Here is a 25052-nt window from a genome sequence, read left to right as displayed (position 1 = left end):
ACTCGCGATGGTCACATGGCATTAACCAATGTGGCCCTACCTTACGCCGCATGTTCCTGATCAGTAGGCAGACACTCGGCAAGGCATTCATTGCCATGGCAGTCAGCACCGGCGTGTCCGTGCTGATCGCGGCGTCCATCGTGCCCATCCTCGGCGGCACCTATGACGGCATCGGCATGTGGATGAGCTTCGCCTGCCCAATGCTCATTTCTTTTCCCGCAAGCGCCTGGCAGTTTCACCAGAGCGAGAAACTTCGCAATTCGCGCGACGAACTGGCCGCGCTCCATCTTCACGCCGACCGGATGCACCGCGAATTGTTGCTGGCCCACACGGCGCTGACGGAAAAGGCTCGCATGGATGCCATGACCGGCGGTCTCAACCGCGAGGCGTTCTTCGCCGAATTCGACCGGGCGGCCGCCAACGGGCGCGCCGGGACGCTGCTTCTCGCCGATGCCGATCATTTCAAGCAGATCAACGATACGTTCGGACACCAGACGGGCGACGAGGCCCTGATGGCGATCGCGTCGGCCATCGGATCGACGACCGGAATCAGCGATTTCTGGGGCCGCATCGGCGGCGAGGAATTCGCGATATTTCTTGATGGAAGCGACGACGAAGAAGCCTCGGCCGTCGCCGAAGCCATCCGCCGCAACATCGAGGCAATCGAGATCAAGCGCGAACGGGGTCGCGTGCCGGTCAGCATCAGCATCGGCGGCGTCCATCTCTCGGGTCATTTCAGCGCCCGGCAGGCGATGAGCGACGCGGACCGCCAGCTCTATCGGGCCAAGCGCGGCGGGCGTAACCGCGTGGAACTCGGCGAATTCGCGGAAGACGACGTCTCGGCCGCCTGATCAGTCGCGCCTTTCCCTGAAGAATTCCCGCAGTATTTCGGCTGCCTCCGTTTCGGCGATCCCGGAATAGACTTCCGGCGCATGGTGGCAGGTCGCCGACGCGTAAAACCGCACGCCGCTTTCCACCGCCCCGCCCTTTGGATCCTGCGCGCCGTAGTAGAGTCTGCGGATGCGCGCGAAGGAAATGGCGCCGGCGCACATGGTGCAGGGCTCGAGTGTCACATAGAGATCGGCATCCACCAGCCGTTCGTCGCCAAGCGTCGCCGAGGCCTCTCTAATCGCAACGATTTCCGCATGCGCGGTGGCATCGTTGAACTCCCGGGTGCGGTTCCCGGCGCGTGCGATGACCTCGCCATTCCGGACGACGACCGCGCCGATTGGCACCTCGCCACGAGTTCCGGCCGCCCTCGCTTCGTCCAAAGCGGTCATCATGAAGCGATTTGGGCCTGTCACGCGGTATTTTCCTCTCAACCCGAACCAGTTGTCCTGGCAGAACTGCTTCCATTTAACAATGAAAGGCTCTAGGAGGACATCAAAGAAAAGGCAAATACAATGAGAGACACGAGGAAACCCGGCGGCGGGCCACGCAAACCCGGCCCCGGCCGCGACGGTGCAAAGCCCGCGCGCGGAGGTGACAGGCCGGCTCGCTCGGGCGACAAGCCGTTCCCTAGGGATGGCGAGAAGAAAAGCTTCGGCGGCGACAAGAAGCCCTTTGGTGAAAAGAAGGATTTTGGCGGCGCCAAGAAAAGCTTCGGCGCCAAGCCCAGGGCGCCTGCTGCCAAGAACCCGGATCATCTCGCCGTGGTGGGCGAAGGCGAGCGTATTTCCAAGATCATGGCCCGCGCCGGCGTGGCATCGCGCCGCGACTGCGAGCGGATGATCATGGAGGGCCGCGTCAAGCTCAACGGCAAGACGCTGGAAAGCCCGGCGGTCAACTGTACGCCGCAGGACCGGATAGAGGTCGACGGACAGGTCATCGGCGCGATCGAGCGCACGCGTCTCTGGATCTATTACAAGCCGATGGGCCTGGTGACGACGAACTTCGATCCCGAGGGTCGCCCCACGGTCTTCGACAACCTGCCCAAGGACCTGCCGCGAGTCATTTCGGTCGGCCGTCTCGACATCAATACCGAAGGCCTGCTGCTGCTCACCAATGATGGCGGGCTGGCGCGCATGCTGGAATTGCCCTCGACCGGCTGGCTGCGCCGCTACCGTGTACGCGCGTATGGCGAGATCACCCAGGAAAAGCTCGACAGCCTCAAAGATGGCATGGCCGTCGATGGCGTGCTCTATGGCGCGATCGAGGCGACGCTCGACCGCGAGCAGGGCCACAATGTGTGGATCACGATGGGTCTGCGCGAAGGCAAGAACCGCGAGATCAAGAACGTGCTCGGCGCGCTCGGCCTCGACGTCAACCGCCTGATCCGCATTTCCTATGGCCCGTTCCAGCTCGGCGAACTCAACGATGGCGAAGTCGTCGAGGTCAAGAGCCGGACGCTGCGCGAACAGCTCGGCCCCCGCCTGATCGAAGAGGCGAATGCCAATTTCGAAGCGCCGATCTTCAACGCGCCGCCCGAACCCAAGGAAGAGCCTGCCGCCCGCGAATGGAGTGCCGGCGAGCGCCCGCGCCGCGAAAGCCGCGATGACCGCCGCGAACGCGACCTCGCGCGCATCGACACAAAGAAGCCGGAAGGCAAGTTCTCCAAGGACCGAGATCGCGATCGTGGAGAGCGCGGTGATCGCGGTGATCGCCGGGGCGGCAAGCCCGAGGACAAGAAGCAGAAGCGCCTGCCGCTTGGCTCGAGCCGCACCGCCAATGTGTGGATGGCACCCGGCGCCCGGCCCGTCGCACCTAAGAAGACGAAGGCAGCAGCCGAGGAGACCGCGACAAATCCAAGGCGCCGCGTGCTGAAGCTCAAGACAGATGGCGCCGACACGGCCGAGGCCCCAGTGCGCAAGGCCCGCGCCGACAGGCCGGATCGTGCCGGCAGACCAGCCAAGCCCTTCGCCCGCACCTCGCGCGAGGATGGTGAGCGCGGCGAACGCAAGTTCGAGGGCCGCAAGCCGCGCGAAGAACGCGCAGATGGTGAACGCCCGGCGCGTCGTCCCGTACGTTCGTTCACCACTGACCGCGCATCGTCAGGTGACGATCGTCCGAAGCGCCCGTATTCCGGGCGCCCAGCGCGTGCTGGCGATGATGAGAAGCCGCGCTCGGAGCGCCCGCGTTCCAGCGCACCGCGTGCTGACAGTGCAGGCCGTGGCGACGAGCGCCCCAAGCGTCCATATTCGGGACGCCCGGCGCGTGCCGGTGACAGCGACAAGCCACGTTCGGACAAACCTCGTTCGGATAAGCCGCGCGGCGATGGACCGCGCAAGGGCCCGGGCGCTGGCAGCAAGGGACCAGGTCGCGGTGCGGATCGTCGGCGGTGAGTTCAAGGGCCGGCCCCTTGCCGCACCGAAGAGCCAGGACATCCGCCCGACCACGGACCGGACGCGCGAAAGCCTGTTCAACATCCTGAGCCACTCCTATCCGGAGGCGCTCGATGGCACGCGCGTGTTCGATTGCTTCGCCGGCACCGGCGCGGTCGGGCTGGAGGCGCTGTCGCGCGGCGCATCCCAGGCGCTGTTCGTGGAAACCTCGGTCGAGGGGCGTGGCCTGCTGCGCACCAATATCGAGGCGCTCGGCCTGCAGGGACGCGCACGCATCTTCCGCCGCGACGCCACCGATCTCGGCCAGCCGGGCACGATGCAGCCGTTCCATTTCCTGTTCGCCGATCCGCCTTACGAGAAAGGCCTTGGCGAAACCGCTTTCGGGCAGTGCCACAAGGGCGGCTGGCTGGTGCCGGGCGCGCTGGCCATCCTCGAAGAGCGTGCGAGTGTTGATCCTTCGCCGGGAGCGGAATATCGTCTCCTCGACAGCCGTTCCTTCGGCGACACGAGAATGCACTTCTATCGCTACCAACCGTAGTTCGAGTTTCCCATGACCGATCACGTTCCGAGTGCCAGTTCGCCCACCGTCGCGGTCGCATTCGGCGGTGGCGGGGCTCGCGGGCTCGCACATATCCACGTCATCGAAGCGCTCGACGAACTCGGAATCAAGCCGGTTGCGATCACCGGCTCGTCGATCGGTGCCATTATGGGCGCCGGCATGGCTGCGGGGATGAGCGGTGCCGAAATCCGCGAGTTTGCATTGTCCACCGTCGGCAAACCGCGCGAGGTGATGAACCGCATCTGGTCGCTTCGGCCGACGACGCTCTCCGACATGGTCGCCGGCGGCATCCGCATCGGCCAGTATAATCTGGAGCGTATCCTCAAGGCCTTCCTTCCGGAACTGCTGCCGGAGGATTTCAAGGACCTGAAAATCCCGCTGCACGTGACCGCCACCGATTACTACGGCAATTCGGAAATCCTGATCGGCGAAGGCGATCTCTTCCAGGCGCTCGCCGCCTCGGCGGCGATTCCCGCGGTCTTCATGCCGGTCCGCATCAACGACCGGATCATGATCGACGGCGGCATCTTCAATCCCGTGCCCTTCGAATACCTGCTCGGCAAGGCCGATATTGTCGTCGGCATCGATGTCGTCGGCTGGCCGGCGGGCGATCCGGCGCTCATCCCGAGCCGCATCGACAGCCTGTTCGGTGCAAGCCAGCTGATGATGCAATCGATCATCGCGATGAAGCTCAACGTCCACAAGCCGCACGTTTTCCTGGCGCCCGATGTCGGACGTTTCAAGGTGCTCGATTTCATGAAGGCGGCCGAGGTGCTGGAAATCTCCTCGTCCGTGAAGGACGACGTCAAGCGGGCGCTCGATGCGGAGATCAATCGCCGCATCGCCGCCGAATAGGCTCTCAGGGGTTCCGGTTCTTCAGTTCGTCGCGGATCTGCGTCAGCAGCAGGATTTCCTCGGACGGTCCCGTGGGTGCTTCCGGCGCCTTCTTCGGCATCATCCTGTTCACGGCCTTGACGATCAGGAAGATGATCCAGGCAATGATCAGGAAGTTGACGAGTGCCGTGATGAAGCTGCCGTAAGCGAAGACGGCGCCCTGTTCGCGGGCCGCGGCCAGCGAGACCGCGGTCACCTTGCTCGAAAGCGGTATGAAATAGTTGGAAAAATCGACGCTGCCGATGGCGCCGATAACAGGCATGATAAGATCGCTCACGACCGAATTGACGATGGCCGTAAACGCCGCGCCGATGACGACGGCGACCGCCAGATCCAGCACGTTGCCGCGCGCGATAAAAGCCTTGAACTCATTCAGCATGGCGCTTTCCTTCTCATATCCCAGTTCCCGGATGAGACTCCGGATAAGGCGGAGGTTAACAGAGCGGCCGCGAGAATCCAGCCGAAAAATCCCGCTCAAATTGCTGGAATTTCATGACGAAAGCCGCATTTGAAACTTCCGAGAGATGCTCTATCATCTTGTCGTGTCCCTGATTTCGGGGGTTGGGAGGCGCCATGCTGCCAGGCTGGGTGATATTCGGCTCGGCCATCGCCTATCTCGTCCTGCTCTTCGGGGTGGCGAGCTACGGCGACAGACGGACGAAGAACGGCGCGGTCGCGAGCGGCGGCCGGCCGCTGGTCTATGCGCTCAGCCTCGCCATCTACTGCACGTCCTGGACCTATTTCGGCGGCGTCGGGCTCGCCGCCTCGCGCGGCTTCGAATTTACCGCGATCTATATCGGGCCGATGCTGGTCTTCACCGTCGGCCTGCCACTGCTCAGGCGGATCACCGAGATCGCCAAGGCCGAGCGGCTGACCTCGATCGCCGACTTCATCGCCGCCCGCTATGGCAAGAATCCCGTCGTGGCGATGATCGTCGCCTTCATCGCGCTGGCGGGCGCCGTGCCTTACATCGCGCTGCAGCTCAAGGCGATTTCCAGTTCCGTCGGTTCGCTGGTCGATACGTCGCAATATGCGATCGGGCTCGACAGCCATCAATTGATCGACCTGCCGCTGCTGGTGTCGCTGTCGCTCGCCTTCTTCGCCGTCGTGTTCGGCACGCGCCATGCCGATGCGACCGAGCACCAGGACGGCCTGATCCTCGCCATCGCCACCGAGTCGCTGGTCAAGCTGATCGCGATCCTGACGGTGGGGCTGACCGTGCTCTACGGAATTTTCGATGGACCGGCGCATCTCTGGGAACTGGCAAAGCAGAACGCGCTCGCCCAGGCGACACTCAGCCATTCGACCCCGATCAGCCGCTGGATCGTCGTCATCCTTCTCTCGGCCTTCGCCATCATCATGCTGCCGCGTCAGTTCCACGTCATGGTCGTCGAGAACCGCACCTTCGGCGAACTCAAGCTCGCGGCCTTCTTCTTCCCGCTCTATCTCGTCCTGATCAACATCTTCGTGCTGCCGATCGCGATCGGCGGGCTGATCCACTTCAACGGCACGGGCAATGCCGATCTCTATGTGCTGGCGCTGCCTCTCAGTGCCGACATGCCCTGGGTGACGATGATCGCCTTCATCGGCGGCTTCTCGGCTGCCACGGCCATGGTCATCGTCGCCTCGGTGGCGCTGTCGATCATGATCTCCAACGATATCGTCATGCCGGTCCTGCTCCGTCGCAACCTGGTCGAGGCCAAGCCGGAATTCGAAGACATCAGCAAGCTGGTGCTCGGCATCCGTCGCGGCGCTATCTTCGCCGTGCTGCTGCTCGGCTATGCCTATTATCGCTCCGCCGGCACATCGGGCGGGCTCGCCTCGATCGGGCTGATCGCATTCGCGGCCATCGCCCAGATGGCGCCGGCGATGATCGGCGGGCTCTACTGGCGGCGGGCCAATGCGCGTGGCGCCATTGCCGGCCTCACCACCGGCTTTGCCGTCTGGGTCTGGATGCTGTTCGTGCCGAGCCTCGGCGGCACCGACACATCGGCGGATGCCGCCGCCATCCTCGATGCGTTCTTCCCGTTCGGCGGCATGTTCGGCCCCGGCAGCGATTCCTTCGTCAATGCCGTCATCCTCAGCCTGTTCGTCAACACCACGGCCTTCGTGCTCGGCTCGCTGTCGCGCAACGCCAAGGGGCTGGAACGCCAGCAGGCGGATGTCTTCATTCCGCATGCTAACATCCGCCCGCACCGGCGCACCTGGCGCACCAACCTAACGATCGGCGACCTCAAGCTGGCGATCGGCCGCTATCTCGGCGAGGAGCGCATGCTGCGTTCCTTTACATCCTACGAGGAGGAGCTCGGCCGCAAGCTCAAGGACAAGGATCTCGCCGACGCCGACCTGATGAATTTCGCCGAACAGCTGCTCGGCTCGGCGATCGGTTCGTCGTCGGCGCGTCTCGTGCTCTCGCTCTCGATGCGCCGTATGGACGACCAGACGACCGAGACCGCCATGCTGCTCGACCAGGCGAGCGAGGCGCTGCAATATAACCAGGGCATGCTGCAGACCGCGCTCTCGCAGATGGACCAGGGCATCGCCGTTTTCGACGCAGAAAAGCGGCTGACGATCTGGAACCGCCGCTTCCGCACCCTGCTCGACCTGCCCGAACAGGCCGGACAGGTGGGTTTCCAACTCGCCTCGATCATCGATATCCTCAAGGCCCGTGGTGATATCGGAATGGGCGAGGAAGAGGATGTGATCGAAAAGATCCTCACCCCCGACACGCCCTTCCTCATCGTGCTCGATGGCGGCGCCCGGATCGTCGAACTGCGCTCCAACCCGATGCCCGATCTCGGCATGGTCACCACCTGCACCGATATTACGGAGCGCGTGCAGGCCAACCGGGCGCTGGAAGAGGCCAACGAGACGCTGGAACAGCGCGTCGCCGAGCGCACGCAGGAACTGACCCGGGTCAACACGGAGCTTGCCGAGGCCCGCGCCTCGGCCGAAGAGGCCAATATCGGCAAGACGCGCTTCTTCGCCGCCGCCGGCCATGACATCCTCCAGCCGCTCAATGCCGCGCGGCTCTATTCCTCCTCGCTGGTCGAGCGCCTCGGCCGGTCGTCCAACAGCGATCTCGTGCAGAATATCGATTCGGCGCTGGAATCGGTCGAGACGATCCTCGGCGCCGTGCTCGACATTTCCCGCCTCGACACCGGCGCCATGAAACCCCGGCTTTCGACCGTGGCGCTCGACGATTTCCTGAAGCGCATCGACACCGATTACCAGCCGCTCGCTCGCGCCCAGGGGCTGACGCTGAAAGTGCTGCCAACATCGCTGAAGGTGAAGACCGACCCGACGCTGTTGCGCCGGCTGGTGCAGAACCTCGTCTCGAACGCCATCAAATACACGATCAAGGGCCGCGTTCTGGTCGGCGTCCGGCGGCGCGGCAACGAGGCATGGATCCAGGTCTACGACACCGGCATCGGCATACCGTCATCGAAGTTCAAGACCGTGTTCAAGGAATTCGCCCGGCTCGACGAAGGCGCCCGCACGGCATCGGGCCTCGGCCTCGGCCTCTCGATTGTCGACCGCATTTCGCGCGTTCTATCCCACCCCGTCGAACTGCAATCGACGCCGGGCAAGGGCACCGTGTTTCGCGTGCGCCTGCCGCTCGACCAGACCAGCGCGGTGCCGCTCTCCACCGAGCCGGCAAGCACAATGACTAGACCGGGCCAGAAACTCGACGGGCTGCGGGTGCTCTGCATCGACAACGAACCTGCCATCCTCGACGGCATGAAGATCCTGCTTTCGGGCTGGGGCTGTGTGATCGAAACAGCGGCAAGCCTCGCCGAATGCGAGGATATCATCGCCCGGCAATGGCGCCCGGACGCGGTGATCGCCGACTACCATCTCGGCGACGGCAACGGCATCACGGCCATCGCCCGCCTCCGCCTCGCCTTCGGCCCCCTCCCCGGCATCCTGATCACCGCCGACCGCACGCCTGAGGTCCGGGCGCTCGCGGATCGCGATGGGATTGCGCAGTTGAACAAGCCGGTGAAGCCGGCGGCACTCCGGGCGTCGCTCAGCCGGATCGCGGGGGTGGTGAGGCAAGCGGCGGAGTAGGCCCATGCTTGCGGTGGCCTTGAGTCGTTCCCGCCTATCTCTCAGGTGTGTGTTAGATCGAGCTCTTTGCGCCACAAGCAGACAATCCATCGCTGCCTGGAGTCGAAAGTATTTCATCGTCTGGTTCTTTCGGAACCGACACACGGGTGAGGCCGTCACACAAGCGAACGGCACTCCTTAGTCAAGCCGAGTCCGATCTCCTGCCTTGGCGTCAGTCCGACACCTCGAAATAGCCCTCGGGTGTCGATGGCGTTTCGGAAACCACGAGGCGAAATGCGTCTTTCAAGAACAGATTCGGTGCCGCTTCGGCCGCCAGTTCCGTGATCCGGCTCTGAAGTTTCTGCACTTCGACGGGATTTGCTTCCGTTAGGTTTGTGGCTTCCGCTGGGTCGTCCGCAATGTTGAACAGCTCCAACTTGCCCGGAATCATCGTCTGCCACACCAGCTTCCAGTCGCCTTGGCGTACAGCGGCTGCCCAGGGCTGCACGTTGTAAACGACTTCCGTGCGCGGCGAGACCTTCCCTTCGCTGATCGTCGCCCATACATCGAGGCCGTCCAGCGGCTTGGCCTTGTCGAGCGCCCCTCCTGCGAGGCTGACCAGCGTCGGATACATGTCAACCACGTGGATCATTCCATCGACTTTTCCCGGCTTGATCTTGCCGGGCCAATTGGCGAGCGCCACGACGCGTGTGCCGCCTTCGTACAATGTTCCCTTGCCGTCACGATATGGCCCGTTGTTGGGCGGAAGCTCACCGGTCACCTTCGATTCACCTGTGAATTTCGCCGAACGTGTTCCGCCGTTGTCGCTGTGAAAAACTATCAGTGTGTTCTCACGCATGCCTTTCTTGTCCAAGGCTTCGAGCACGCGTCCAATCTGATCGTCCATAGCAGTGATCATCGCGGCGTAAGTGCGCCGCGACGTATCGGCGATCTCCGGATACTTGGCGAGAGCCTCGTCAGGTGCCTGGTAAGGCGTATGAGGCGCTGTGAAGGCAAGATAGAGGTACAGTGGCTTGCTGGCATCGTGTCCTTCGATCCGCTTGACTGCTTCATTGCCGAAAAGCGTCGTGTCGTAGCCTTCCTCCTCAATGCGATCATTGTTGCGATACCAATCGCCTTCCCCATGAGCTTCATGCTTGAAATGGTCAATCTCGCCCACCATCGCGCCGTAGAAATAGTCAAATCCTCGCTGACGAGGCCAGAACTCGGTCTTGGCATGCCCAATGTGCCATTTTCCGACGAGTGCAGTCTCGTACCCTGCGTCCTTCATCGCCTGTGGCAATAGGTACTCATCCATCGGCACCCCATACAGGCCGCCCGACGGGATGACCGTCGTCTGAAAACCGGTCCGCAGCGGGTACCGGCCCGTCAGCATCGCCGCTCGCGTCTGAGAGCACATCGGCTGCGCGTAAAACTGCATCAGCTCCGCACCGGCTGCTGCGAGACCATCTATGTTCGGCGTTTTAATATCGGAGCCATGAAACCCGACATCCTTCCAGCCTTGATCGTCTGAAACGATGTAGACGATGTGCGGTGGCGTAGCAGCCTGCGCAGATGCCGGGCGGCTAAGCGATAAAGCAATCGTCGCCGCGAGAGTGGTGCTGCCAAGAAGAACTGCGCGCCGGCTGACACCGGCAGTCTGGATAGACGTATCGCTGGTCATTGGTTCCTCCCTTTTTATGGAGATTGGAACGGTAGACCTCAAAGCGAAAAGAGCAAGCACGTTACAGTAACATCGACCATTGCGGCAGCGGTCTCCGGAGTCCGCAATGGGCCAATGGCGGTCAAACGCTCGTCGTGAACTGCCGGAGCTCACATGGACAAATGCGCCATCCGTACAGCGATTGCGAGTGACTTATGGTAGCTCGTGTCATCTCGCACCCCTTCCCTCTTGCCGCCGAATCCGAAACAATAGGCGGATGCCCATCAAGCTCTTGCCCGAAACGCTCATCAACCAGATCGCCGCCGGCGAAGTCATCGAACGCAAGGAACATCAAATAGCAATGACTGAAGAGCAGCCCACGGCCAGTTCGGGCGACACCAAACGAATCTATGGCCAAAAAATGAAGAGTCTTGAGGCGCTCATACCGTTCTTTTATGACGACGATGTTGATTACGAGGCGCTGAAGGCAACGATCAAGGATCTGTACTCGGACAATACGGGTCTCAAAAAGATCGCGCTGCACGCAACCAACGCCATACGCAAGATCGAAGCTGGCAAGTCGTTCAAGCTCGACGTTCAGCTCATGATCGCCAAGCCAGCGCTGAATTTCATCATAAGCGTTGGGCGCATCAGCGTCGCAAGAACCTACATCGCCCTTTGCATGGAACGCTTCACCAGTCAAAGCGTAAACGAGACCAGTTCGATGCTGCAACTCGGGCCGCAGATCGATAGGACGGATCATTTGGACCGATACTGGCTCGACTATCAGGTCATCGACCGGAAAGCCAACACCACGGTCATCCTTTTTTGCGGTGCCGCGAACAGGTTCGGCGTCGAAATCAACGCGTTCATGCTGTGGCTCAGCGACCCATCGGTCAATGCGATTTACTTGCGCGACTCCCGCAAGTCGTTTTATCTCGGGGGATTGGCATCCATCGGTAACATGGCGCAGACCGTCGCCAAAATTCGAGACGACGTCGCAGCGCTCGGCAGCGAAAGATTGGTCTGCATCGGCAGTTCGGCAGGTGTCTACGCCGCCCTCAACTATGGCGCGATGCTCGATGCCGACGGCGTGCTGTGCTTTTCCGGGCCGACCTCACTGGAAGCCGGATCGCAGATGTTTGCTGACAAGCCGTCCTACCAGAACGTCGCAAAGCTGATGGAACAGGAAAACCTGCGCGAGCCGGATCTGCGTGCGATCTACAGTGCAAACGATGTTCTGGTGCATTTTCTGTATGGAGAGGGTTCGGTATTTGACGCAATGCAGACGAAGACCCTCGAGGGATTGCCGAATGTGACGATCGAGAAAATTCCCGATTGGGACCAGCATTTTATCATCGGCGAGCTGGCGCGGCGCGGTCGGCTGGCGGATGTGCTCGCGGAGTCGGTCTACGGCAAGGCTCGAACCGACTGAGGCGCAGGCCCGGCACTCTTGAGTGCTTCAGGGTGTCACCAACGATCCAAGCGGCGCTTCGATGCCCCGCCCCTTCCCTCTTGCCGCCGAATCCTAGACAATACCCCCATGGCCATCAAGCTCCTGCCCGAAACGCTCATCAACCAGATCGCCGCTGGCGAGGTCATCGAACGACCGGCCAGCGCGGTGAAGGAACTGGTCGAGAACGCGATCGACGCCGGCGCAACGCGCATCGAGATCGCCACGTCGGGTGGTGGCAAAAGCCTGATCCGAGTGATCGACAATGGTTCCGGCATGCGGCCGGAGGATCTCGAGCTCGCGGTGCGGCGGCATTGCACCTCGAAGCTCGAGAACGGGCTCGACGATATCCGCACGCTGGGCTTTCGGGGCGAGGCGCTGCCCTCGATCGGCTCGGTCGCCAAGCTCTCGATCGTCAGCCGCATACGCGACGCCGAGAACGGTTCGGAGATCGCGGTCACCGGCGGCCGCGCCACGCCGATCCGCCCGAGGGCCGCCAATACCGGCACCATCGTCGAGGTCCGCGACCTGTTCTTCGCCACGCCCGCGCGGCTCAAATTCCTCAAGACCGAGAAGGCCGAGGGCGGCGCGATCACCGAGATCATCCGGCGCATGGCGATCGCCTTCCCGCATGTCCGCTTCGTGATCTCGGGCACCGACCGCGCGACGCTGGAATTCGCCGCCACCGGCACCGATCGCCTCGCCCGCATCGCCCAGGTCATCGGCAAGGATTTCGAGGAGAACGCGATCGAGATCGATGCCGAGCGCGAGGGCGTGCGGCTCACGGGCTTTGCCGGGCTGCCGGTGTTCAATCGCGGCAATGCCGCCCACCAGTTTGCCTATGTCAACGGCAGGCCGGTCGCCGACAAGCTGATCAATTCCGCTTTGCGCGGTGCCTATGCCGAGACGGTGCCGAGTGGCCGCCACCCGGTCGCGGTGCTCGACCTGACGCTCGATCCGGCACTTGTCGATGCCAATGTCCACCCCGCCAAGTCCGATGTGCGATTCCGTGATCCCGGCCTCGTGCGCGGCCTGATCGTCGGCGCCATCCGCCAGGCGCTGGCGGTGGAAGGCGACCGGTCCTCGACTACGGCGGCGCGGTCGATGATGGCGGCTTTCACGCCGGGCTTCCGGCCCGAGCCGCGCCGGGACTGGACACCGTCGGCTTCGCCATCGCGCCCGTTCAGCTTCCAGCCGCGCCAGCCGGCCTTCGCCGAAGCGACGCAAGCGGCCTTCGGCGATGTGATGGCGCCCGCCGCCCGCTCTGCTGAATCGCAGCCCTCGATGCGAACGGAGCCGGTTGCGGAGGAAGGCTTCTCCTTCCCCCTCGGCGCCGCCCGGGCGCAGGTGCATGAGAATTACATCATCGCCCAGACCGAGGACGGCATGGTCATTGTCGACCAGCATGCCGCCCATGAGCGCCTCGTCTTCGAGGACATGCGCAAGGCGCTGGCATCCCGCTCGATCCCGTCGCAGGCGCTGCTGATCCCCGAGATTGCCGATCTGCCCGAAGAGGATTGCGACCGGCTGATGGCCCATGCCGAGGAGCTGAAAGTGCTCGGCCTGCACTACGAGCGCTTCGGCCCCCGCGCGATCATGATCCGCGAGACACCCTCGATGCTGGGCAAGGTCGACGCGCAGGGCCTGATCCGGGAACTCGCCGACGAGATCGCCGAATGGGATACGTCAGCAACGCTGCATTCGCGGCTCGAACATGTCGCCGCGACCATGGCCTGCCATGGTTCGGTGCGCTCCGGCCGCAGGCTGCGGGTCGAGGAAATGAACGCCCTGCTCCGCCAGATGGAAGCCACGCCGGGCTCCGGCCAGTGCAACCACGGCCGCCCGACCTATATCAAGCTTCAGCTCTCCGATATCGAAAGGCTGTTCGGACGCAGTTGAAAGCATTCTCCGGCCGCGATATATCCGGCTAACGATCACAGTCTGGAATCCAAGCATCATGATGAACCGGTTTGAAGGCAGCGGCAGCCGCGAAGCGAAGATCCGCTACCTCGACGGCGATTTCCAGATATTGCTGCCGGGCGGCTATGTGACCTGCGCGGTCACAGGAAAGCAGATCCCGATCGACGAGCTCAAATACTGGAGCGTCGACCGACAGGAAGCCTATGCCGATGCGGCTGCTTCGCTCGAAGGCGACAAGCGCGCTGGCGCGTGGCCGGTTCAATAGGCCTGAATTCCCTTCAATTCTGCGCCGGCGTCAGATGCGTCAGCACGCAGCGCCACTCGCCGTCCAGCTTGCGATAGACATCCGTGATCCATTCATCGGCCTTGATCGGCTCACCCTTGAACATTCCGGTATTCTGGCCGCGTCCAGTGACGACGGCCATGTCGCCATAGACCTTCACCCGTGCAAGTTGCTTGACCATCATGTCATGGCTGAGCGTGCCCGATGAGATCGCCGCCAGCATGCCCTCGCGGCTGACGGGTCCCACTTCAGGCGTCACCAGCACCCAGTCGTCGGAAATGCAATCGGCGATACGGGTGACATCGTTGGACACCATCGCGTCGTTGAAGGCATTTTCAATTGCGGTGAATTCGTCGAGATCGGCTTGTGTCATGCCGTTGCCTCCTGCCCGGCACCGCCCATCATCTCCGTCCAGCGCCGCTGCATATCGACCGCGCTCACCTCCTCGACCTTGCTGGCGATGAACCAGCCATAGCCGAATGGATCGGAAAGCAGGCAGGTGCGGTAGCCGTGGAACTCATCCTTCGGCGTCCTCAGCATCACCGCGCCGCAGGAAACGGCGTGTGCGGCAAACGCATCGACGTCATCGACATCGAGGTGAAATTTGACCGTCGTGCCGCCCAGCCTGTCCGGACCGATGGCGCCGAAATCGGGATATTCGTCGCTGACGAAGAACCGCTGCCCGCCGATCGACATTTCGGCATGGCCGATCCGGCCGTCGCCCGGATCGACAAGACGGAACAGCTCTTCCGCGCCAAAGGCCCGGCGATAGAAATCGATCGCCTCGGAGGCATTTCTGAGCGTGAGATAGGCACACATGGCGTGGACTTTTCCTGGACTGGACATAGGATCACCTTGACCGGTTATTTTATTTACGTTACGGTACGTTTCATAATGAGTCAAGAGCCCGATGAGAATACTGCCGCCAAGCGCGGACGCCCGCGCAGCCAGGCCGCCCGCGATGCGATATTGCGCGCCGCCCAGGACATGCTGGTTGCCGATGGCCTCGGTCGCCTGACGATCGAGGCGGTTGCCGAGCGCGCCCGCGTGGGAAAGCCGACGATCTACCGCTATTGGAAGAATGCCCAGGAACTCGCCATGGCAGCCCTGATGGTCGGGCAGCCTTCGGCGAAGCCCGCCGAGCCGAAGGGCGCGTCCCGGCAACGCCTCCAGCAGCAGATGGAAAACCTGCTCAATATCTTCGCGTCCACCCGCGGCCGGCAGATCGCGCTGACCATGGCGGCCGCCGATCCCGACAGCGAAATGGCCAAGGCCTTCCGCACCCGCGTCATGCTCGAGCAGCGCGAGGAAGGCCGCGCAATCTTGGCGGCGGCTGAAAAGAACGGGGAAATCACACTGGATACCGATATCGAGATCATCCTCGACATGCTCTATGCGCCGGTCTTCTACCGGCTGCTGGTCGGTCACCTGCCGCTGACACCCGACTTCGGGCGCGATGTGGTCGATAGTGTCTGGCGCAGGCTGGAAGCCTAAGGCCTCAACAGCCGTCGCTTCCTGAAGCTGGCAATCGCCTCGTTGATGATCAGCCGCGCCGTGTTCGGCGAGTCGAAGGCCATTTCCACGTCGATCACGGTGAGCTTGGCCGCCAGTTCCTCGGCCCGACCATGGTGGCCGCGCAGGCGCACGGCATCCTTGGCGGTGGTGACGATTACGAGTTCCTGCTTCTCCGCCGTTGTCAGCAGGTCGCCGATCTCGTCGTCGAGCAGGTGCTGGTGATCACCGAAGGGGCGGCGCACCACGATGTTGGCGCCGAGACCCTCGACTGTTGAAAAGAACTTGTTTGGATCGGCGATGCCGGCGAAGGCGAGCACGTTCTGCCCCGCGATGATATCCCGGTCGCCGACGGGATCGACCTTGCCCTCGAAAACCGGCTTGCCCGATCGGGCCGCGATGCGGATGAAGGGATCGGCGGCGTTGCCGCGGCCGAGCTTCAAAAGCGCCGTCGCATATTTCAGTTGCAGCGTGGTCGGCGCCCGCACCGGGCCGGCCGGCACGAGGAAGCCGTTGCCGATGCCCCGGATCGTATCGACCACCATCAGCGCATAGTCGAAATGCAGCACGGCGCTCTGGAAACCGTCATCCATGATGATGATATCGGCGCCTTCCTTGATCAGCGTGCGCGCGCCGTCTACCCGCTTGCGGGAAATCACGGTCAGCGCCTCGCGGGCGATCAGCAGCGGTTCGTCGCCGACATCGCGGGCACGGTGATGATCGGGATCGACAACGGTCGTGCGGTCCATGCTGCCGCCATAGCCGCGGCTCAGCACGCCCGGGTTCAAGCCCCGCGCCTTGGCGGCCTTGGCGAGCGTGATGACGGTGGGGGTCTTGCCGGCGCCGCCGACGGTGAAGTTGCCGACGCAGATGACGGGCACTTCGATTTCCAGCCGCTTGGCCTTCCTGAGGCGCCGGCTGGCGAAATAGCCATAGATCAACGAGGCCGGTGCAAGCAGCCAGGCCCTTGGATCGCCTTTTTTCCACCAGAAGGGTGGCGCTTCAGATACCATTTCATCGCCGGCGCATCGGTGGCCGGCCCCGTAAAACCAGAATTGCGGCGAAGAAACGCTAAAACCCCGGATAATGCAAGGGTTGAATCAGACGGGTTCGGGCGCGGAAATACTATCGAGCAGCGCGCCGAGTTCCTCTATACTGCCCAGGACATGATCGGCGAAGGGCGAAAGCGACGCGGGCGTGCCGGTACCGGTCAGCACGCCGATCGCGAGACCCGCCCGGGCATTCCGCGCCATATGCAAGTCATGGGTATTGTCGCCGACCATGGCGATCTCGCTGGCCTTTATGCCGCATTCGCGGGCAAAGCCCTCGATCATGCCGGGATTGGGCTTGACGCCATGGCCGCTGTCATAGCCGGCAATATAGTCGAGTAACGGCAGTATGTGCTGGTATTCCGCCATCGAACGGATCGAGGCCTCGTTGTCCGACGAGGCAATGCCGAGCTTCAACCCGCGCTCCTTCAGTTTGAGGAAAAGCGCTTGAAGGTTGGCGACCGGCACGGAGGTGGATGCACCTTCAAGGAAGAAGCGATCGAGATGCCGGGTCAGTTCGACTGCCTCGTGCTTCGAGCCGGCCGCGATCATGCCGGCGGCGATCTCGCTTGGGGCAGCGGCGGCAAACAGGCTATCGGCAACAGTCTCGCCGGTTTCCGGATCCATGCCGCAGGTGCGCAGCAGGTGATCGCCCAATTCCATGTCTCCATCGGCCGCGTAGAGCGCGCAGCGGCGGTTCACCGGCGCCCAGCTCTTGTCGTAGTCGAGCAGCGTGCCGTCCTTGTCGAAGAGAATGCCGGAGATCTTCACGGGATTGCTTTCTATTTGCCGGTCAGCGCGCCGTTGCGGGGCATCAGCCGGGCCTTCATGGTGAGCGGATTGACATAGGGTTCGAGCCCGCGCAGCGTCGCGGTCAGCGCCCCCCGCATCTGATGCACGGTCTGCAAACCTGCATCGATCATCGCGTGGCGGGCGGTTTCGTTGGTGATCAGATAGTAGACGCCCTTGGCGAGCATCTCGGTGTCGCGCACCATGCGGGCCGAACCGTTGCGCGCCAGCGTCTGGTAGCTTTCGCGGAAATTGCCCACCTGTCCGCCCGACAGCACCGCACAGCCCATCATGGCGGGCTCGAGCGGGTTCTGGCCGCCCGACGCGGTGAGCGACCGGCCGACAAAGGCGATCTCGGTGAGTTGCAGGTAGAGGCTCATCTCGCCGATCGTATCACCGAGATAGATATCAGTGTCCGCCATGACAGCGTCATTGCGGCTGCGGCGCGCGACAATCATGCCCTCGGCGGACAGCATTTCCTCGATTTCGTCGCAACGTTCGGGATGGCGCGGCACGATGATGGTGACGAGATCGAGCCGCGATTTGAGCGCCTTGTGCACCTGGGCGGCCGCCTTCTCCTCGCCGTCGAAGGTCGAGATCGCCGCCCATGTGCCGCGGTTGCCGATCTGCGATTTGGTTCGCGCCAAAGTCAGCGGGTCGGCGGCCGGCATGTCGCTGTCGGCTTTCATGTTGCCCGATATCAGCACCGGCAACGCGCCGAGTTCCTGGAAGCGGGCGGCGTCGAGTTCGGATTGCGCGATGACCAGCGACATGTTCTCGAACAGTGCCGACGCGATGCGGGGAAAGGACGACCAACGGCGGAAGGACCTGTCCGACAGCCTGGCATTGACCAGGATCTGCGGAATGTGCCGCTTGCCCAACTCCATGATCGTCGCCGGCCAGATTTCGGATTCGGCAAACAGCGCCAGGTCCGGCTGCCAGTATTCGAGGAACCGCCGCACGACGGGTTTGAGGTCGAGCGGCACATATTGGTGGATCACGTCGTTCTCAAGCCGCGATCGGGCGATTGTCGCCGATGTCACGGTGCCGGTGGTCAGGAGCACCGTGATGCCCCGGCGAGAGATTTCCTTGATCAGCGGCACCATGGCATTGGTCTCGCCGACGCTCGCCGCATGCACCCAGATCAGCGGGCCTTCGGGCCGGGCCGCGCTGGAATAGCCATAGCGCTCGGATTTCCGCGCTCGTTCCTCCTTGCCGCGCGCGCTGCGCAGCAGCACGAAGGCACTAATCGCGGGATAGGCGGCGACACCCAGCCCACGATAGGCCGCAAGCGCCGCACGGGCGCGCAGGCTCTTCATCGGGCGAGTGCCTCTGGCCGGACGAACATCTATTTCGCGCCCAAGGTCGGATCGAGCAGCTTGTGCATATGCACGATGAAATAGCGCATATGGGCGTTGTCGACGGTCTGCTGCGCCTTTGCCTTCCAGGCGACATGTGCCGAGGCGTAATCGGGGAAAATACCGACGATGTCGAGCTCGTCGAGATTCTTGAATTCGCTGCCGGTCAGCTTTTCCAGTTCACCGCCGAAAACGAGATGAAGGAGCTGCTTGGGCTTGTCTGATCCGCTCATGGGGGTCCGCCTTGGTGTTCTTCTTGCTTTTTCCATTTGGTCAAATCTGACCACTGGATTGCGGCAATATCCCGGAAACGTCAATGGCTCAAGGGTCGTGTGGTCGCGGCTCACGGCAATCGCCTGTGAGTAACGTCCGGGCGGGCTCCAGTTGCGGCGTCGAGAGTAAGATGCCAAGTCGGTCATCTCATCTTGACGACCACCTTGCCTTTTGCACGCCCTGCGTCGACATACGTCAGTGCTTCCCCGGTCGAAGCGAATGGAAAGATCCGATCCACGACCGGCCGTATGGCACCCGAATCGATCAACGCGGTGATCTCGTGCAATTGGTCGCCCTGCGCGCGCATGAACAGAAATGAATAGCTCACACCATGGCGTTTTGCCTTTTTTCTGATTCCGTGGCTCAGAAGGCGCATGACTGTTCGCAGGAACCAGCTCGCCCCCAACTCCTTCGCAAAATCAGGGTCGGGCCGGCCGGAGATCGAGATCATCTTGCCGCCGGGTTTCAGCACACGAAGGGATTTTTCGAGCGTAACCTTGCCGAGGCTGTTGAGGACAACGTCGTAGCCACTGAGGATTTTCTCGAAATCTTGTGTTTTGTAATCGATGACGACATCGGCGCCGAGACTTTTGACCAGATCGACATTGGAGGTACTCGTCGTCGTCGCGACGGTTGCGCCGATATGCTTCGCCAGTTGGATCGCAAACGTTCCGACGCCGCCGGAGCCCGCATGGATCAGGACTTTCTGTCCCTTCTTCAGGTCGGCTTTTTCGATCAGCGCCTGCCATGCCGTCAAGCCAACGAGCGGGATCGAAGCCGCTTCTTCCATGCTGAGGTCTTTCGGCTTGATCGCCACATCGGTCTCATTCATGGCGATCAGTTCCGCGAAAGTGCCGATACGATCCTTGTCCGGCCGCGCATAGACCTCGTCACCGGGCTTGAACCGCGTCACTTTGGGGCCGACCCGCAGGACAATGCCAGCCACGTCGTTGCCGAGAACGAGCGGCAGGCGATAAGGCAGGATGAGCTTGAACTCGCCATCCCTGATCTTGGAATCCAGCACGTTTACGCCGGCGGCGTGGACCTGGACCAGCACGTCATTGTCCCTGAGCGCCGGGTCGGGTCTCTCGCCGATCCGTGCGCCGCTCTTCTTGCCGTAGCGATCGATGAAGAAGGCTTTCATGTCAGATTCTCGTGCATGGTATTTTTCTTTCCGATCCTGTTGATTGCATGAAGCGCACCACCGCTTTTCCGTTGGTGCGGTATCCTGTTACTGACGTATCCAGGTCTGCGAACGGCCCAGCAGCGATACGCCGATATAGCCGCGCACGCTGAGTTTCCTGCCACCGTCGATCAGATGCAAATTGCTGCTGTAGACCTCGCCGTTTTCAGGGTCGAGAATTTCGCCGCCGGTATATTCGTCGCCATCCTTTTTCAGCCCGGACAGAATTTACAGGCCGACGATCGGCGCGTTCTTGCGCGCGCCCTCGCATTCACCACATTTCGGATTCTGGTCTTCGTCGGGGCCGGGAAATACCTTTACCACCGTACCCCGCAGGATTCCGTTCGACTCAGTGATGCGGATCAACGCTCGCGGCTTGCCACTGACATCGTCGATGTTCTTCCACACGCCGACCGGCGAAGCATTGTCCGCCCGCGCGGCGGAAGACATGAATGTAGCGGCCAGGGTGATCGCAAGCACGCCGGCATGTTTGAAAGTCAGCATTGTCTTATCTCCAGGAGTTTGATTGTTGCTTGTTTGGGTTTGATCCGGACGGCGGTGAATGTGTCACTCGCAGCCCTTGGACTTGATTGTCGCGTCGATCGCCACGAGTTCGCCCCTGCCGCGCGCAACCTCGTCTTCCCTGTCCTGGCCGGCCATCGAAGCAACGGGAACGTGGATGACGCTCATGGCGGCCTTGTCGTGCTCGGCTGCATTATGCTGGGCGTCCTCCAACCGCGCCTGCGTGATTTTCGTGCTGTCTCTTTTTGCGAGAAGTTCGGCGCAGGACATTTGCAGATAGCGATCCGTCGCGACCGGACTTGCCGCGATCTGGCCGGGCTGCCTGGCACAGCCGGCGGCAAGCAATGCCATCGCGCAGAGAGCTGTTGCTTTCATATGAATTTTCCCTATGGCCACGCGCATGTTCATCACACTCGATCGAGACCCAACTGCTTGCGCAGGCTCTTGTCGAAAGCAAAGGCCGGGACAAAGCGCCTCAACAGGCTCAGCTGAGAGGCCAGCTTGCCAACCGTGTAGCGCTTTTTTGCCACGGCTGCGGTGGCTGCCTTTACAATGATGTCCGCCACCGCCTGAGGATCGTCCGCTGTCCTCATCGCCTCCTGGATAACGGTGGCCGCATTCTGGCGTGCCGCTTCATAGGCGGGCATCGGTCGGTCCGGCGACACGGCATTCTGGTCGAAAGCCGTCCTGGTATAGGCTGGTTCGACGAGGATGGCACGGATGGCGTGCACGCGCAGTTCGTGGTCCAGGGATTCCGTGTAGCCCTCGAGCGCGTGCTTCGTGGATGCGTAGAGCGCCGAGAAGGGAGCGGGAATAAACCCCAGGACGGAACTGATGTTGATGATCCGGCCGCTTCGCTGCTTTCGCATGTGCGGAAGCACTGCGTCGCCATCCGGATAACGCCAAACACGTTGACGTCGAACATGACCTGCGCCTGCCTCGCCGAGGATTCTTCAGCCCCGCCAATGAGGCCGAGGCCGGCATTGTTGACGAGAATGTCGATCCGGCCGGTCTTCGACAGCACGGTTTCGACAAGGGAATTGACCGCGGCTTCATCGGTGACATCGCAGATCAGCATCGAAACGCCGTCCGGACCGCCACTGCTCGGCCGGCGGCTTGTCCCGAAGACTCTGAAACCCGCTTGCACCAGCGCCTCGGCGCTGGCGCGGCCGATGCCCGAAGAGGCGCCCGTCACAATAGCGGTCCGTAGCGAATTTCCACTCATTCAATTCTCCAATCGCGATCCGATGATTTCATTCTTTAAATTATGATCGTAATATTATATAACACTCGTAATCTAATCTGAAAAGCCCTAAAACGAATCATGCGCTACGAAAAAGGCCGGAAGGACGCATCGCGTCGCCAAATCATGAAGGTCGCAAGCGAACGTTTTCGCTGCGACGGTATCGCCGCGTCTGGTTTGGCCAGTGTCATGAGTGACGCGGGGCTGACGAATGGTGCCTTCTATGCCCACTTCGATTCCAAGGCGGAGCTGGTGCGGGAAACCGTTGCGGCGGCGCTTGAGGATCTATCGAAGCAGGTGGCAGAAGCCATTGCCGCTGGCGGGTTGGCGGCGGCGGTGGGAACCTACCTGTCGGCTGAGCATCGCGACGACCCGGCACATGGGTGCTCGTTCGCAGCGCTTCTACCGGAGCTCGCGCGTCAGCCAGCCGAGGCGCGTCAAGTCTATACCGAACGTTTCCTGACCCTCGTCCGCCAGCTGGCATCAGCCCTGCCGCCGCAAACCGGCAAACCCGAGGATACCGCGATGGCGATGTGTGCCACCCTCATCGGCACGCTTCAGCTTGCCCGCATTATGGAAGGGCGAGAACTATCGGCTCGCATGTTGACAGTAGGCGCGGATGCGGCGCTGCGGCTTGCGGAGCCGCGTCAGGATGATGCAGCCGCGTAGGTTCCGGCAGACTCACCGCACCCTGCCGCTCCGGCTCCGATCATGGCTGAATAACGGGCGCGAATTCAAGGAATCTCCGGAGGTGCCGGTTGGACCCTCGCCAGCATAGGCCCGAGCAAATCCCTGCGTGCTGCAAACAATATCCCATGCCGCGCCGTCGGGGAATTATAAACCAGCGGCTCGCCATGCATGTCGCACACGCCGCCGCCGGCATTGGTGAGGATCAGGTCTGCGGCCGCGAGGTCCCAGTCATGCGCGTTGGGCTTGACGATCGTTGCATCGAGCCTGCCATCGGCGACCATGGCCAATCGATAAGCCAGCGAAGGAATCTTCGAGATGCGTTCGATATTGCCGAAGGGCTGCGTGAAGCGCTTGATCATGTCGTCGGCGGCACTCACCCGCACCGGTCCTGACATCGGAGGGATGTTCAGCGCCACGCCGTTCTTCTCGACCCGGCCGTCCGCATCCGCAACATAGAGCTCATCGAGCGACGGCGCGTAGAGCACACCGGCGACCGGCTTGCCGTTCTCGGTCACCGCCGCGCTGACGCACCATGTGTCGAGCCCGTTCATGAAGGCGCGCGTGCCATCGATCGGATCGACAATGAAGACGCGCGCCTGCCCCAGCCGCACCGCGTCGTCATCGGTTTCCTCCGAGAGCCAGCCGTAACTAGGCCGCGCGCCGCGCAGCATGGCGTGCAGGATGTCGTTGGCCGCATGGTCGGCGGCGGTCACGGGCGATGAACCCTCGTTCTTCCACCAGATCTTCACATCATTGCGGAAGAACTTCAGCGCCTCGCGGCCAGCCGCGATCGAAGCCTCGACGAGGAGGTCGAGATCGGTTTGGCCAGTCGCGTTTGGCTGTGCGTCAATCATCGGCCGGCTAGCGTCATGTTCTCGATCATCACGGTCGGGGACGCGGTCGAATAGGTGCGGTCGATGTCGTTGGCCGGGGTCATCGACAGGAACATGTCCTTCATGTTGCCGGCGATCGTGACTTCGGAGACCGGATAGGTGAGTTCGCCGTTCTCGATCCAGAAGCCGGCCGCCCCGCGCGAATATTCGCCGGTGACGAGATTGGCGCCATGGCCGATCATCTCCATCACGTAGAAGCCGGATTTCACCGACTTGATCATGTCCTCAGGTGAGATGTCGCCCGGCTCCAGCGCCATGTTGCTGGAAGACGGTGACACGCTCGTGCCGCCGCGCACGCCACGGCCATTGGTCTTGAGGCCCAGTTCGCGGGCCTGCGAGGTCGCCAGGAACCAGGTCTGCAGCACGCCATCCTCGACCATCAGCAGCTTTTCGCCCGAGACACCCTCGCCATCGAAGGGCCGCGAGGCGCTGCCCCGGAATATTTTCGGGTCGTCGGTGACGGTCAGTCCCTTACGGAGGATCTGCTTGCCCATCATGTCCATCAGGAAAGATGTCTTGCGCACGATCGCGGCACCATTGATGGCCGACGCAATATGCGACACCAGCCCGCGCGCCACGCGCGGATCGTAGATTACGGTGAGGCCTGTGCCGGTATCGGCCTTACGCGGATTGAGCTTCTTGACCGCGCGCTCGGCGGCCTTGCGTCCGAGTTCGGCGGCAGCATCGAGATCGGCATAGCGCACGCGGGAGTCGCCCTCGTAATCGCGCTCCATGGTGGTGCCCTCGCCGGCGATCACCGAGACGCCACGACCGAAGCGCGTCGCCATGTAGGAACCAGAAAACCCGCGCGAGGTGACCAGCACAAGCCCGCCCATCGAGGTGGAGGCACCGGAGCCCGCGGAATTGGTGACGCCGGGCACGGCAAGCGCTGCCGCCTCGGCTTCCAGCGCCGCATCGGTAAGCTCGGCGGAACTCACTTCGGTCAGATCGAGCATGCCGAGATCGGGATGGTCCTTGGAGAGGTCCGCATCATCGGCGAGGCAGGCGAATGGATCCTCGGGCGAAGCCTTGGCCATCGCCACCGCGCGCTCGACCAGCGTCTGGGCATCAAAGCCCGGATTGGCCGACACGCTTGCCACGCGGCTGCCGATGAAGACCCTCAGCGAGAAATCGTCGCTTTCGGAGGCATCGACGCCCTCGACCTTGCCGAGCCGGACGGAAACCGATCGCGACCGGGATCGCACGATCACCGCATCGGCATCGGTGGCACCGGCCTTTTTTGCGAGATCGACGAGTTCTTCGGCGCGGGTGAGAAGATTTTGGGAATCAATGGGCTGTTGCATGACAGGCCTTTCTGTTGCCTCTCATTTATTGTGCGCTTGCAAAATCATCAAGGGTCGCACTCGTGCCTTTCATTGTTAATTGGAAGGCATTAGTTATTGATTTGACGCCCGATCCCCGAATTTAAGAGCCGGA

At 62.3% G+C, this 25052-nt stretch carries 25 protein-coding genes and 1 pseudogene; 10 read left to right on the top strand and 16 right to left on the bottom strand.

The annotated features are described in order from the left end of the window. Window positions 1-95 precede the first annotated feature (95 nt). Window positions 96-851 carry a GGDEF domain-containing protein gene (locus IHQ71_RS03570; RefSeq protein WP_258160595.1) on the top strand — a complete coding sequence of 252 codons (756 nt, stop codon included), beginning with the start codon at window positions 96-98 and terminating at the stop codon, window positions 849-851. On the opposite strand, the gene IHQ71_RS03565 is transcribed toward IHQ71_RS03570, so the two are convergent. After that, a complete protein-coding gene (locus IHQ71_RS03565) occupies window positions 852-1283 on the bottom strand; it encodes a nucleoside deaminase (RefSeq protein ID WP_258162728.1) in 432 nt (143 codons plus the stop codon). It abuts the gene before it with no gap. 120 nt (window positions 1284-1403) lie between these two features. Between IHQ71_RS03565 and IHQ71_RS03560 the strand changes: the two genes are divergently transcribed. Genes IHQ71_RS03560 through IHQ71_RS03550 form a run of 3 tightly spaced genes read left to right on the top strand, consistent with a single transcriptional unit; the run spans window position 1404 to window position 4695 of the window. Further along, the gene (locus tag IHQ71_RS03560) at window positions 1404-3281 is read left to right on the top strand and encodes a pseudouridine synthase (protein ID WP_258160594.1); all 1878 of its coding nucleotides are present in this window, start codon (window positions 1404-1406) and stop codon (window positions 3279-3281) included. Next, a complete protein-coding gene (gene rsmD, locus IHQ71_RS03555) occupies window positions 3262-3819 on the top strand; it encodes a 16S rRNA (guanine(966)-N(2))-methyltransferase RsmD (RefSeq protein ID WP_258162727.1) in 558 nt (185 codons plus the stop codon). The genes IHQ71_RS03560 and rsmD overlap by 20 nt, the downstream gene beginning before the upstream one ends. Before the next feature lie 12 nt (window positions 3820-3831). Next, a complete protein-coding gene (locus IHQ71_RS03550) occupies window positions 3832-4695 on the top strand; it encodes a patatin-like phospholipase family protein (RefSeq protein ID WP_258160593.1) in 864 nt (287 codons plus the stop codon). 4 nt (window positions 4696-4699) lie between these two features. Here the strand turns inward: IHQ71_RS03550 and mscL are convergent, their stop codons facing one another. Continuing rightward, the gene (gene mscL / locus IHQ71_RS03545; RefSeq protein ID WP_258160592.1) at window positions 4700-5113 is read right to left on the bottom strand and encodes a large conductance mechanosensitive channel protein MscL; all 414 of its coding nucleotides are present in this window, start codon (window positions 5111-5113) and stop codon (window positions 4700-4702) included. A 194-nt stretch (window positions 5114-5307) separates the two neighbouring features. On the opposite strand from mscL, the gene IHQ71_RS03540 reads away from it, so the two are divergent. After that, window positions 5308-8805, top strand: coding sequence for a PAS domain-containing hybrid sensor histidine kinase/response regulator (locus IHQ71_RS03540; protein ID WP_258160591.1), 3498 nt, complete (start codon window positions 5308-5310; stop codon window positions 8803-8805). Window positions 8806-9016: 211 nt separating this feature from the next. Here the strand turns inward: IHQ71_RS03540 and IHQ71_RS03535 are convergent, their stop codons facing one another. Continuing rightward, on the bottom strand, window positions 9017-10468 hold the full coding sequence (locus tag IHQ71_RS03535) for an arylsulfatase (protein WP_258160590.1): 1452 nt from the start codon (window positions 10466-10468) through the stop codon (window positions 9017-9019). Window positions 10469-10724: 256 nt separating this feature from the next. On the opposite strand from IHQ71_RS03535, the gene IHQ71_RS03530 reads away from it, so the two are divergent. From IHQ71_RS03530 to IHQ71_RS03520, 3 genes are all read left to right on the top strand, one after another. Beyond that, on the top strand, window positions 10725-11882 hold the full coding sequence (locus IHQ71_RS03530; protein WP_258160589.1) for a hypothetical protein: 1158 nt from the start codon (window positions 10725-10727) through the stop codon (window positions 11880-11882). A 108-nt stretch (window positions 11883-11990) separates the two neighbouring features. Continuing rightward, entirely contained in the window at window positions 11991-13799 is a 1809-nt protein-coding gene (mutL, locus tag IHQ71_RS03525; protein WP_258160588.1) for a DNA mismatch repair endonuclease MutL, read from the top strand. Between the two features lie 58 nt (window positions 13800-13857). Then, window positions 13858-14085, top strand: a complete 228-nt coding sequence (locus tag IHQ71_RS03520) for a DUF2093 domain-containing protein (protein WP_258160587.1) — start codon at window positions 13858-13860, stop codon at window positions 14083-14085. Between the two features lie 13 nt (window positions 14086-14098). Here IHQ71_RS03520 and IHQ71_RS03515 read toward each other — a convergent pair whose 3' ends face one another. Together IHQ71_RS03515 and IHQ71_RS03510 are read right to left on the bottom strand one after the other, a co-directional pair. Beyond that, complete coding sequence (locus tag IHQ71_RS03515) at window positions 14099-14476, bottom strand: nuclear transport factor 2 family protein (protein WP_258160586.1); 378 nt, start codon at window positions 14474-14476, stop codon at window positions 14099-14101. After that, entirely contained in the window at window positions 14473-14922 is a 450-nt protein-coding gene (locus IHQ71_RS03510) for a VOC family protein (protein ID WP_258160585.1), read from the bottom strand. The genes IHQ71_RS03515 and IHQ71_RS03510 overlap by 4 nt, the downstream gene beginning before the upstream one ends. A gap of 75 nt (window positions 14923-14997) precedes the next feature. Between IHQ71_RS03510 and IHQ71_RS03505 the strand changes: the two genes are divergently transcribed. Then, window positions 14998-15597, top strand: a complete 600-nt coding sequence (locus tag IHQ71_RS03505) for a TetR/AcrR family transcriptional regulator (RefSeq protein ID WP_258160584.1) — start codon at window positions 14998-15000, stop codon at window positions 15595-15597. Here IHQ71_RS03505 and lpxK read toward each other — a convergent pair. From lpxK to IHQ71_RS03465, 9 genes and pseudogenes are all read right to left on the bottom strand, one after another. After that, window positions 15594-16628 (bottom strand): tetraacyldisaccharide 4'-kinase, encoded by a 1035-nt coding sequence (lpxK, locus tag IHQ71_RS03500; RefSeq protein WP_258160583.1) that lies wholly within the window; start codon window positions 16626-16628, stop codon window positions 15594-15596. The genes IHQ71_RS03505 and lpxK overlap by 4 nt on opposite strands. 87 nt (window positions 16629-16715) lie before the next feature. Further along, complete coding sequence (locus IHQ71_RS03495) at window positions 16716-17435, bottom strand: HAD family hydrolase (protein ID WP_258160573.1); 720 nt, start codon at window positions 17433-17435, stop codon at window positions 16716-16718. Window positions 17436-17446: 11 nt separating this feature from the next. After that, window positions 17447-18772 (bottom strand): lipid IV(A) 3-deoxy-D-manno-octulosonic acid transferase, encoded by a 1326-nt coding sequence (gene waaA / locus IHQ71_RS03490; RefSeq protein ID WP_258160569.1) that lies wholly within the window; start codon window positions 18770-18772, stop codon window positions 17447-17449. Between the two features lie 29 nt (window positions 18773-18801). Next, window positions 18802-19044 (bottom strand): DUF4170 domain-containing protein, encoded by a 243-nt coding sequence (locus IHQ71_RS03485; protein ID WP_258160562.1) that lies wholly within the window; start codon window positions 19042-19044, stop codon window positions 18802-18804. A gap of 182 nt (window positions 19045-19226) precedes the next feature. Next, a complete protein-coding gene (locus tag IHQ71_RS03480) occupies window positions 19227-20228 on the bottom strand; it encodes an NADP-dependent oxidoreductase (RefSeq protein WP_258160559.1) in 1002 nt (333 codons plus the stop codon). An 87-nt stretch (window positions 20229-20315) separates the two neighbouring features. Next, window positions 20316-20483 (bottom strand): DUF2147 domain-containing protein, encoded by a 168-nt coding sequence (locus IHQ71_RS31870; RefSeq protein ID WP_308737956.1) that lies wholly within the window; start codon window positions 20481-20483, stop codon window positions 20316-20318. A 12-nt stretch (window positions 20484-20495) separates the two neighbouring features. Continuing rightward, window positions 20496-20771, bottom strand: a complete 276-nt coding sequence (locus IHQ71_RS31865) for a hypothetical protein (RefSeq protein WP_308737904.1) — start codon at window positions 20769-20771, stop codon at window positions 20496-20498. Window positions 20772-20834: 63 nt separating this feature from the next. Then, window positions 20835-21164 carry a hypothetical protein gene (locus IHQ71_RS03470; protein WP_258160555.1) on the bottom strand — a complete coding sequence of 110 codons (330 nt, stop codon included), beginning with the start codon at window positions 21162-21164 and terminating at the stop codon, window positions 20835-20837. A gap of 32 nt (window positions 21165-21196) precedes the next feature. After that, window positions 21197-22014 (bottom strand): annotated as a pseudogene (locus tag IHQ71_RS03465) (oxidoreductase). A gap of 99 nt (window positions 22015-22113) precedes the next feature. On the opposite strand from IHQ71_RS03465, the gene IHQ71_RS03460 reads away from it, so the two are divergent. Next, complete coding sequence (locus IHQ71_RS03460; RefSeq protein WP_258160551.1) at window positions 22114-22701, top strand: TetR/AcrR family transcriptional regulator; 588 nt, start codon at window positions 22114-22116, stop codon at window positions 22699-22701. Between the two features lie 65 nt (window positions 22702-22766). On the opposite strand, the gene IHQ71_RS03455 is transcribed toward IHQ71_RS03460, so the two are convergent. Further along, window positions 22767-23576, bottom strand: coding sequence for a 3'(2'),5'-bisphosphate nucleotidase CysQ (locus tag IHQ71_RS03455; RefSeq protein ID WP_258160548.1), 810 nt, complete (start codon window positions 23574-23576; stop codon window positions 22767-22769). Then, a complete protein-coding gene (locus tag IHQ71_RS03450) occupies window positions 23573-24919 on the bottom strand; it encodes a TldD/PmbA family protein (protein ID WP_258160546.1) in 1347 nt (448 codons plus the stop codon). Before IHQ71_RS03450 ends, IHQ71_RS03455 begins: the two co-directional genes overlap by 4 nt. Window positions 24920-25052: the final 133 nt, after the last annotated feature.

Source organism: Rhizobium sp. TH2 (genome assembly GCF_024707525.1).
Taxonomy (GTDB): Bacteria; Pseudomonadota; Alphaproteobacteria; order Rhizobiales; family Rhizobiaceae; genus Rhizobium_E.
Note: the sequence above shows the minus strand (reverse complement) of the source record. Positions and strands in the feature narration are given on the sequence as shown.

Coding starts and splice junctions, on each gene's coding strand:
- mutL (WP_258160588.1), top strand. CDS start 11,991: ATGGCCATCAAGCTCCTGCCCGAAACGCTCATCAACCAGATCGCCGCT.
- IHQ71_RS03505 (WP_258160584.1), top strand. CDS start 14,998: ATGAGTCAAGAGCCCGATGAGAATACTGCCGCCAAGCGCGGACGCCCG.
- IHQ71_RS31865 (WP_308737904.1), bottom strand. CDS start 20,771: ATGCTGACTTTCAAACATGCCGGCGTGCTTGCGATCACCCTGGCCGCT.
- waaA (WP_258160569.1), bottom strand. CDS start 18,772: ATGAAGAGCCTGCGCGCCCGTGCGGCGCTTGCGGCCTATCGTGGGCTG.
- IHQ71_RS03485 (WP_258160562.1), bottom strand. CDS start 19,044: ATGAGCGGATCAGACAAGCCCAAGCAGCTCCTTCATCTCGTTTTCGGC.
- IHQ71_RS03570 (WP_258160595.1), top strand. CDS start 96: ATGGCAGTCAGCACCGGCGTGTCCGTGCTGATCGCGGCGTCCATCGTG.
- IHQ71_RS03540 (WP_258160591.1), top strand. CDS start 5,308: ATGCTGCCAGGCTGGGTGATATTCGGCTCGGCCATCGCCTATCTCGTC.
- mscL (WP_258160592.1), bottom strand. CDS start 5,113: ATGCTGAATGAGTTCAAGGCTTTTATCGCGCGCGGCAACGTGCTGGAT.
- IHQ71_RS03480 (WP_258160559.1), bottom strand. CDS start 20,228: ATGAAAGCCTTCTTCATCGATCGCTACGGCAAGAAGAGCGGCGCACGG.
- IHQ71_RS03530 (WP_258160589.1), top strand. CDS start 10,725: ATGCCCATCAAGCTCTTGCCCGAAACGCTCATCAACCAGATCGCCGCC.
- IHQ71_RS03460 (WP_258160551.1), top strand. CDS start 22,114: ATGCGCTACGAAAAAGGCCGGAAGGACGCATCGCGTCGCCAAATCATG.
- IHQ71_RS03450 (WP_258160546.1), bottom strand. CDS start 24,919: ATGCAACAGCCCATTGATTCCCAAAATCTTCTCACCCGCGCCGAAGAA.
- IHQ71_RS03520 (WP_258160587.1), top strand. CDS start 13,858: ATGATGAACCGGTTTGAAGGCAGCGGCAGCCGCGAAGCGAAGATCCGC.
- IHQ71_RS03455 (WP_258160548.1), bottom strand. CDS start 23,576: ATGATTGACGCACAGCCAAACGCGACTGGCCAAACCGATCTCGACCTC.
- IHQ71_RS03535 (WP_258160590.1), bottom strand. CDS start 10,468: ATGACCAGCGATACGTCTATCCAGACTGCCGGTGTCAGCCGGCGCGCA.
- IHQ71_RS03550 (WP_258160593.1), top strand. CDS start 3,832: ATGACCGATCACGTTCCGAGTGCCAGTTCGCCCACCGTCGCGGTCGCA.
- IHQ71_RS03510 (WP_258160585.1), bottom strand. CDS start 14,922: ATGTGTGCCTATCTCACGCTCAGAAATGCCTCCGAGGCGATCGATTTC.
- IHQ71_RS03515 (WP_258160586.1), bottom strand. CDS start 14,476: ATGACACAAGCCGATCTCGACGAATTCACCGCAATTGAAAATGCCTTC.
- IHQ71_RS03470 (WP_258160555.1), bottom strand. CDS start 21,164: ATGAAAGCAACAGCTCTCTGCGCGATGGCATTGCTTGCCGCCGGCTGT.
- IHQ71_RS03560 (WP_258160594.1), top strand. CDS start 1,404: ATGAGAGACACGAGGAAACCCGGCGGCGGGCCACGCAAACCCGGCCCC.
- lpxK (WP_258160583.1), bottom strand. CDS start 16,628: ATGGTATCTGAAGCGCCACCCTTCTGGTGGAAAAAAGGCGATCCAAGG.
- IHQ71_RS03565 (WP_258162728.1), bottom strand. CDS start 1,283: ATGATGACCGCTTTGGACGAAGCGAGGGCGGCCGGAACTCGTGGCGAG.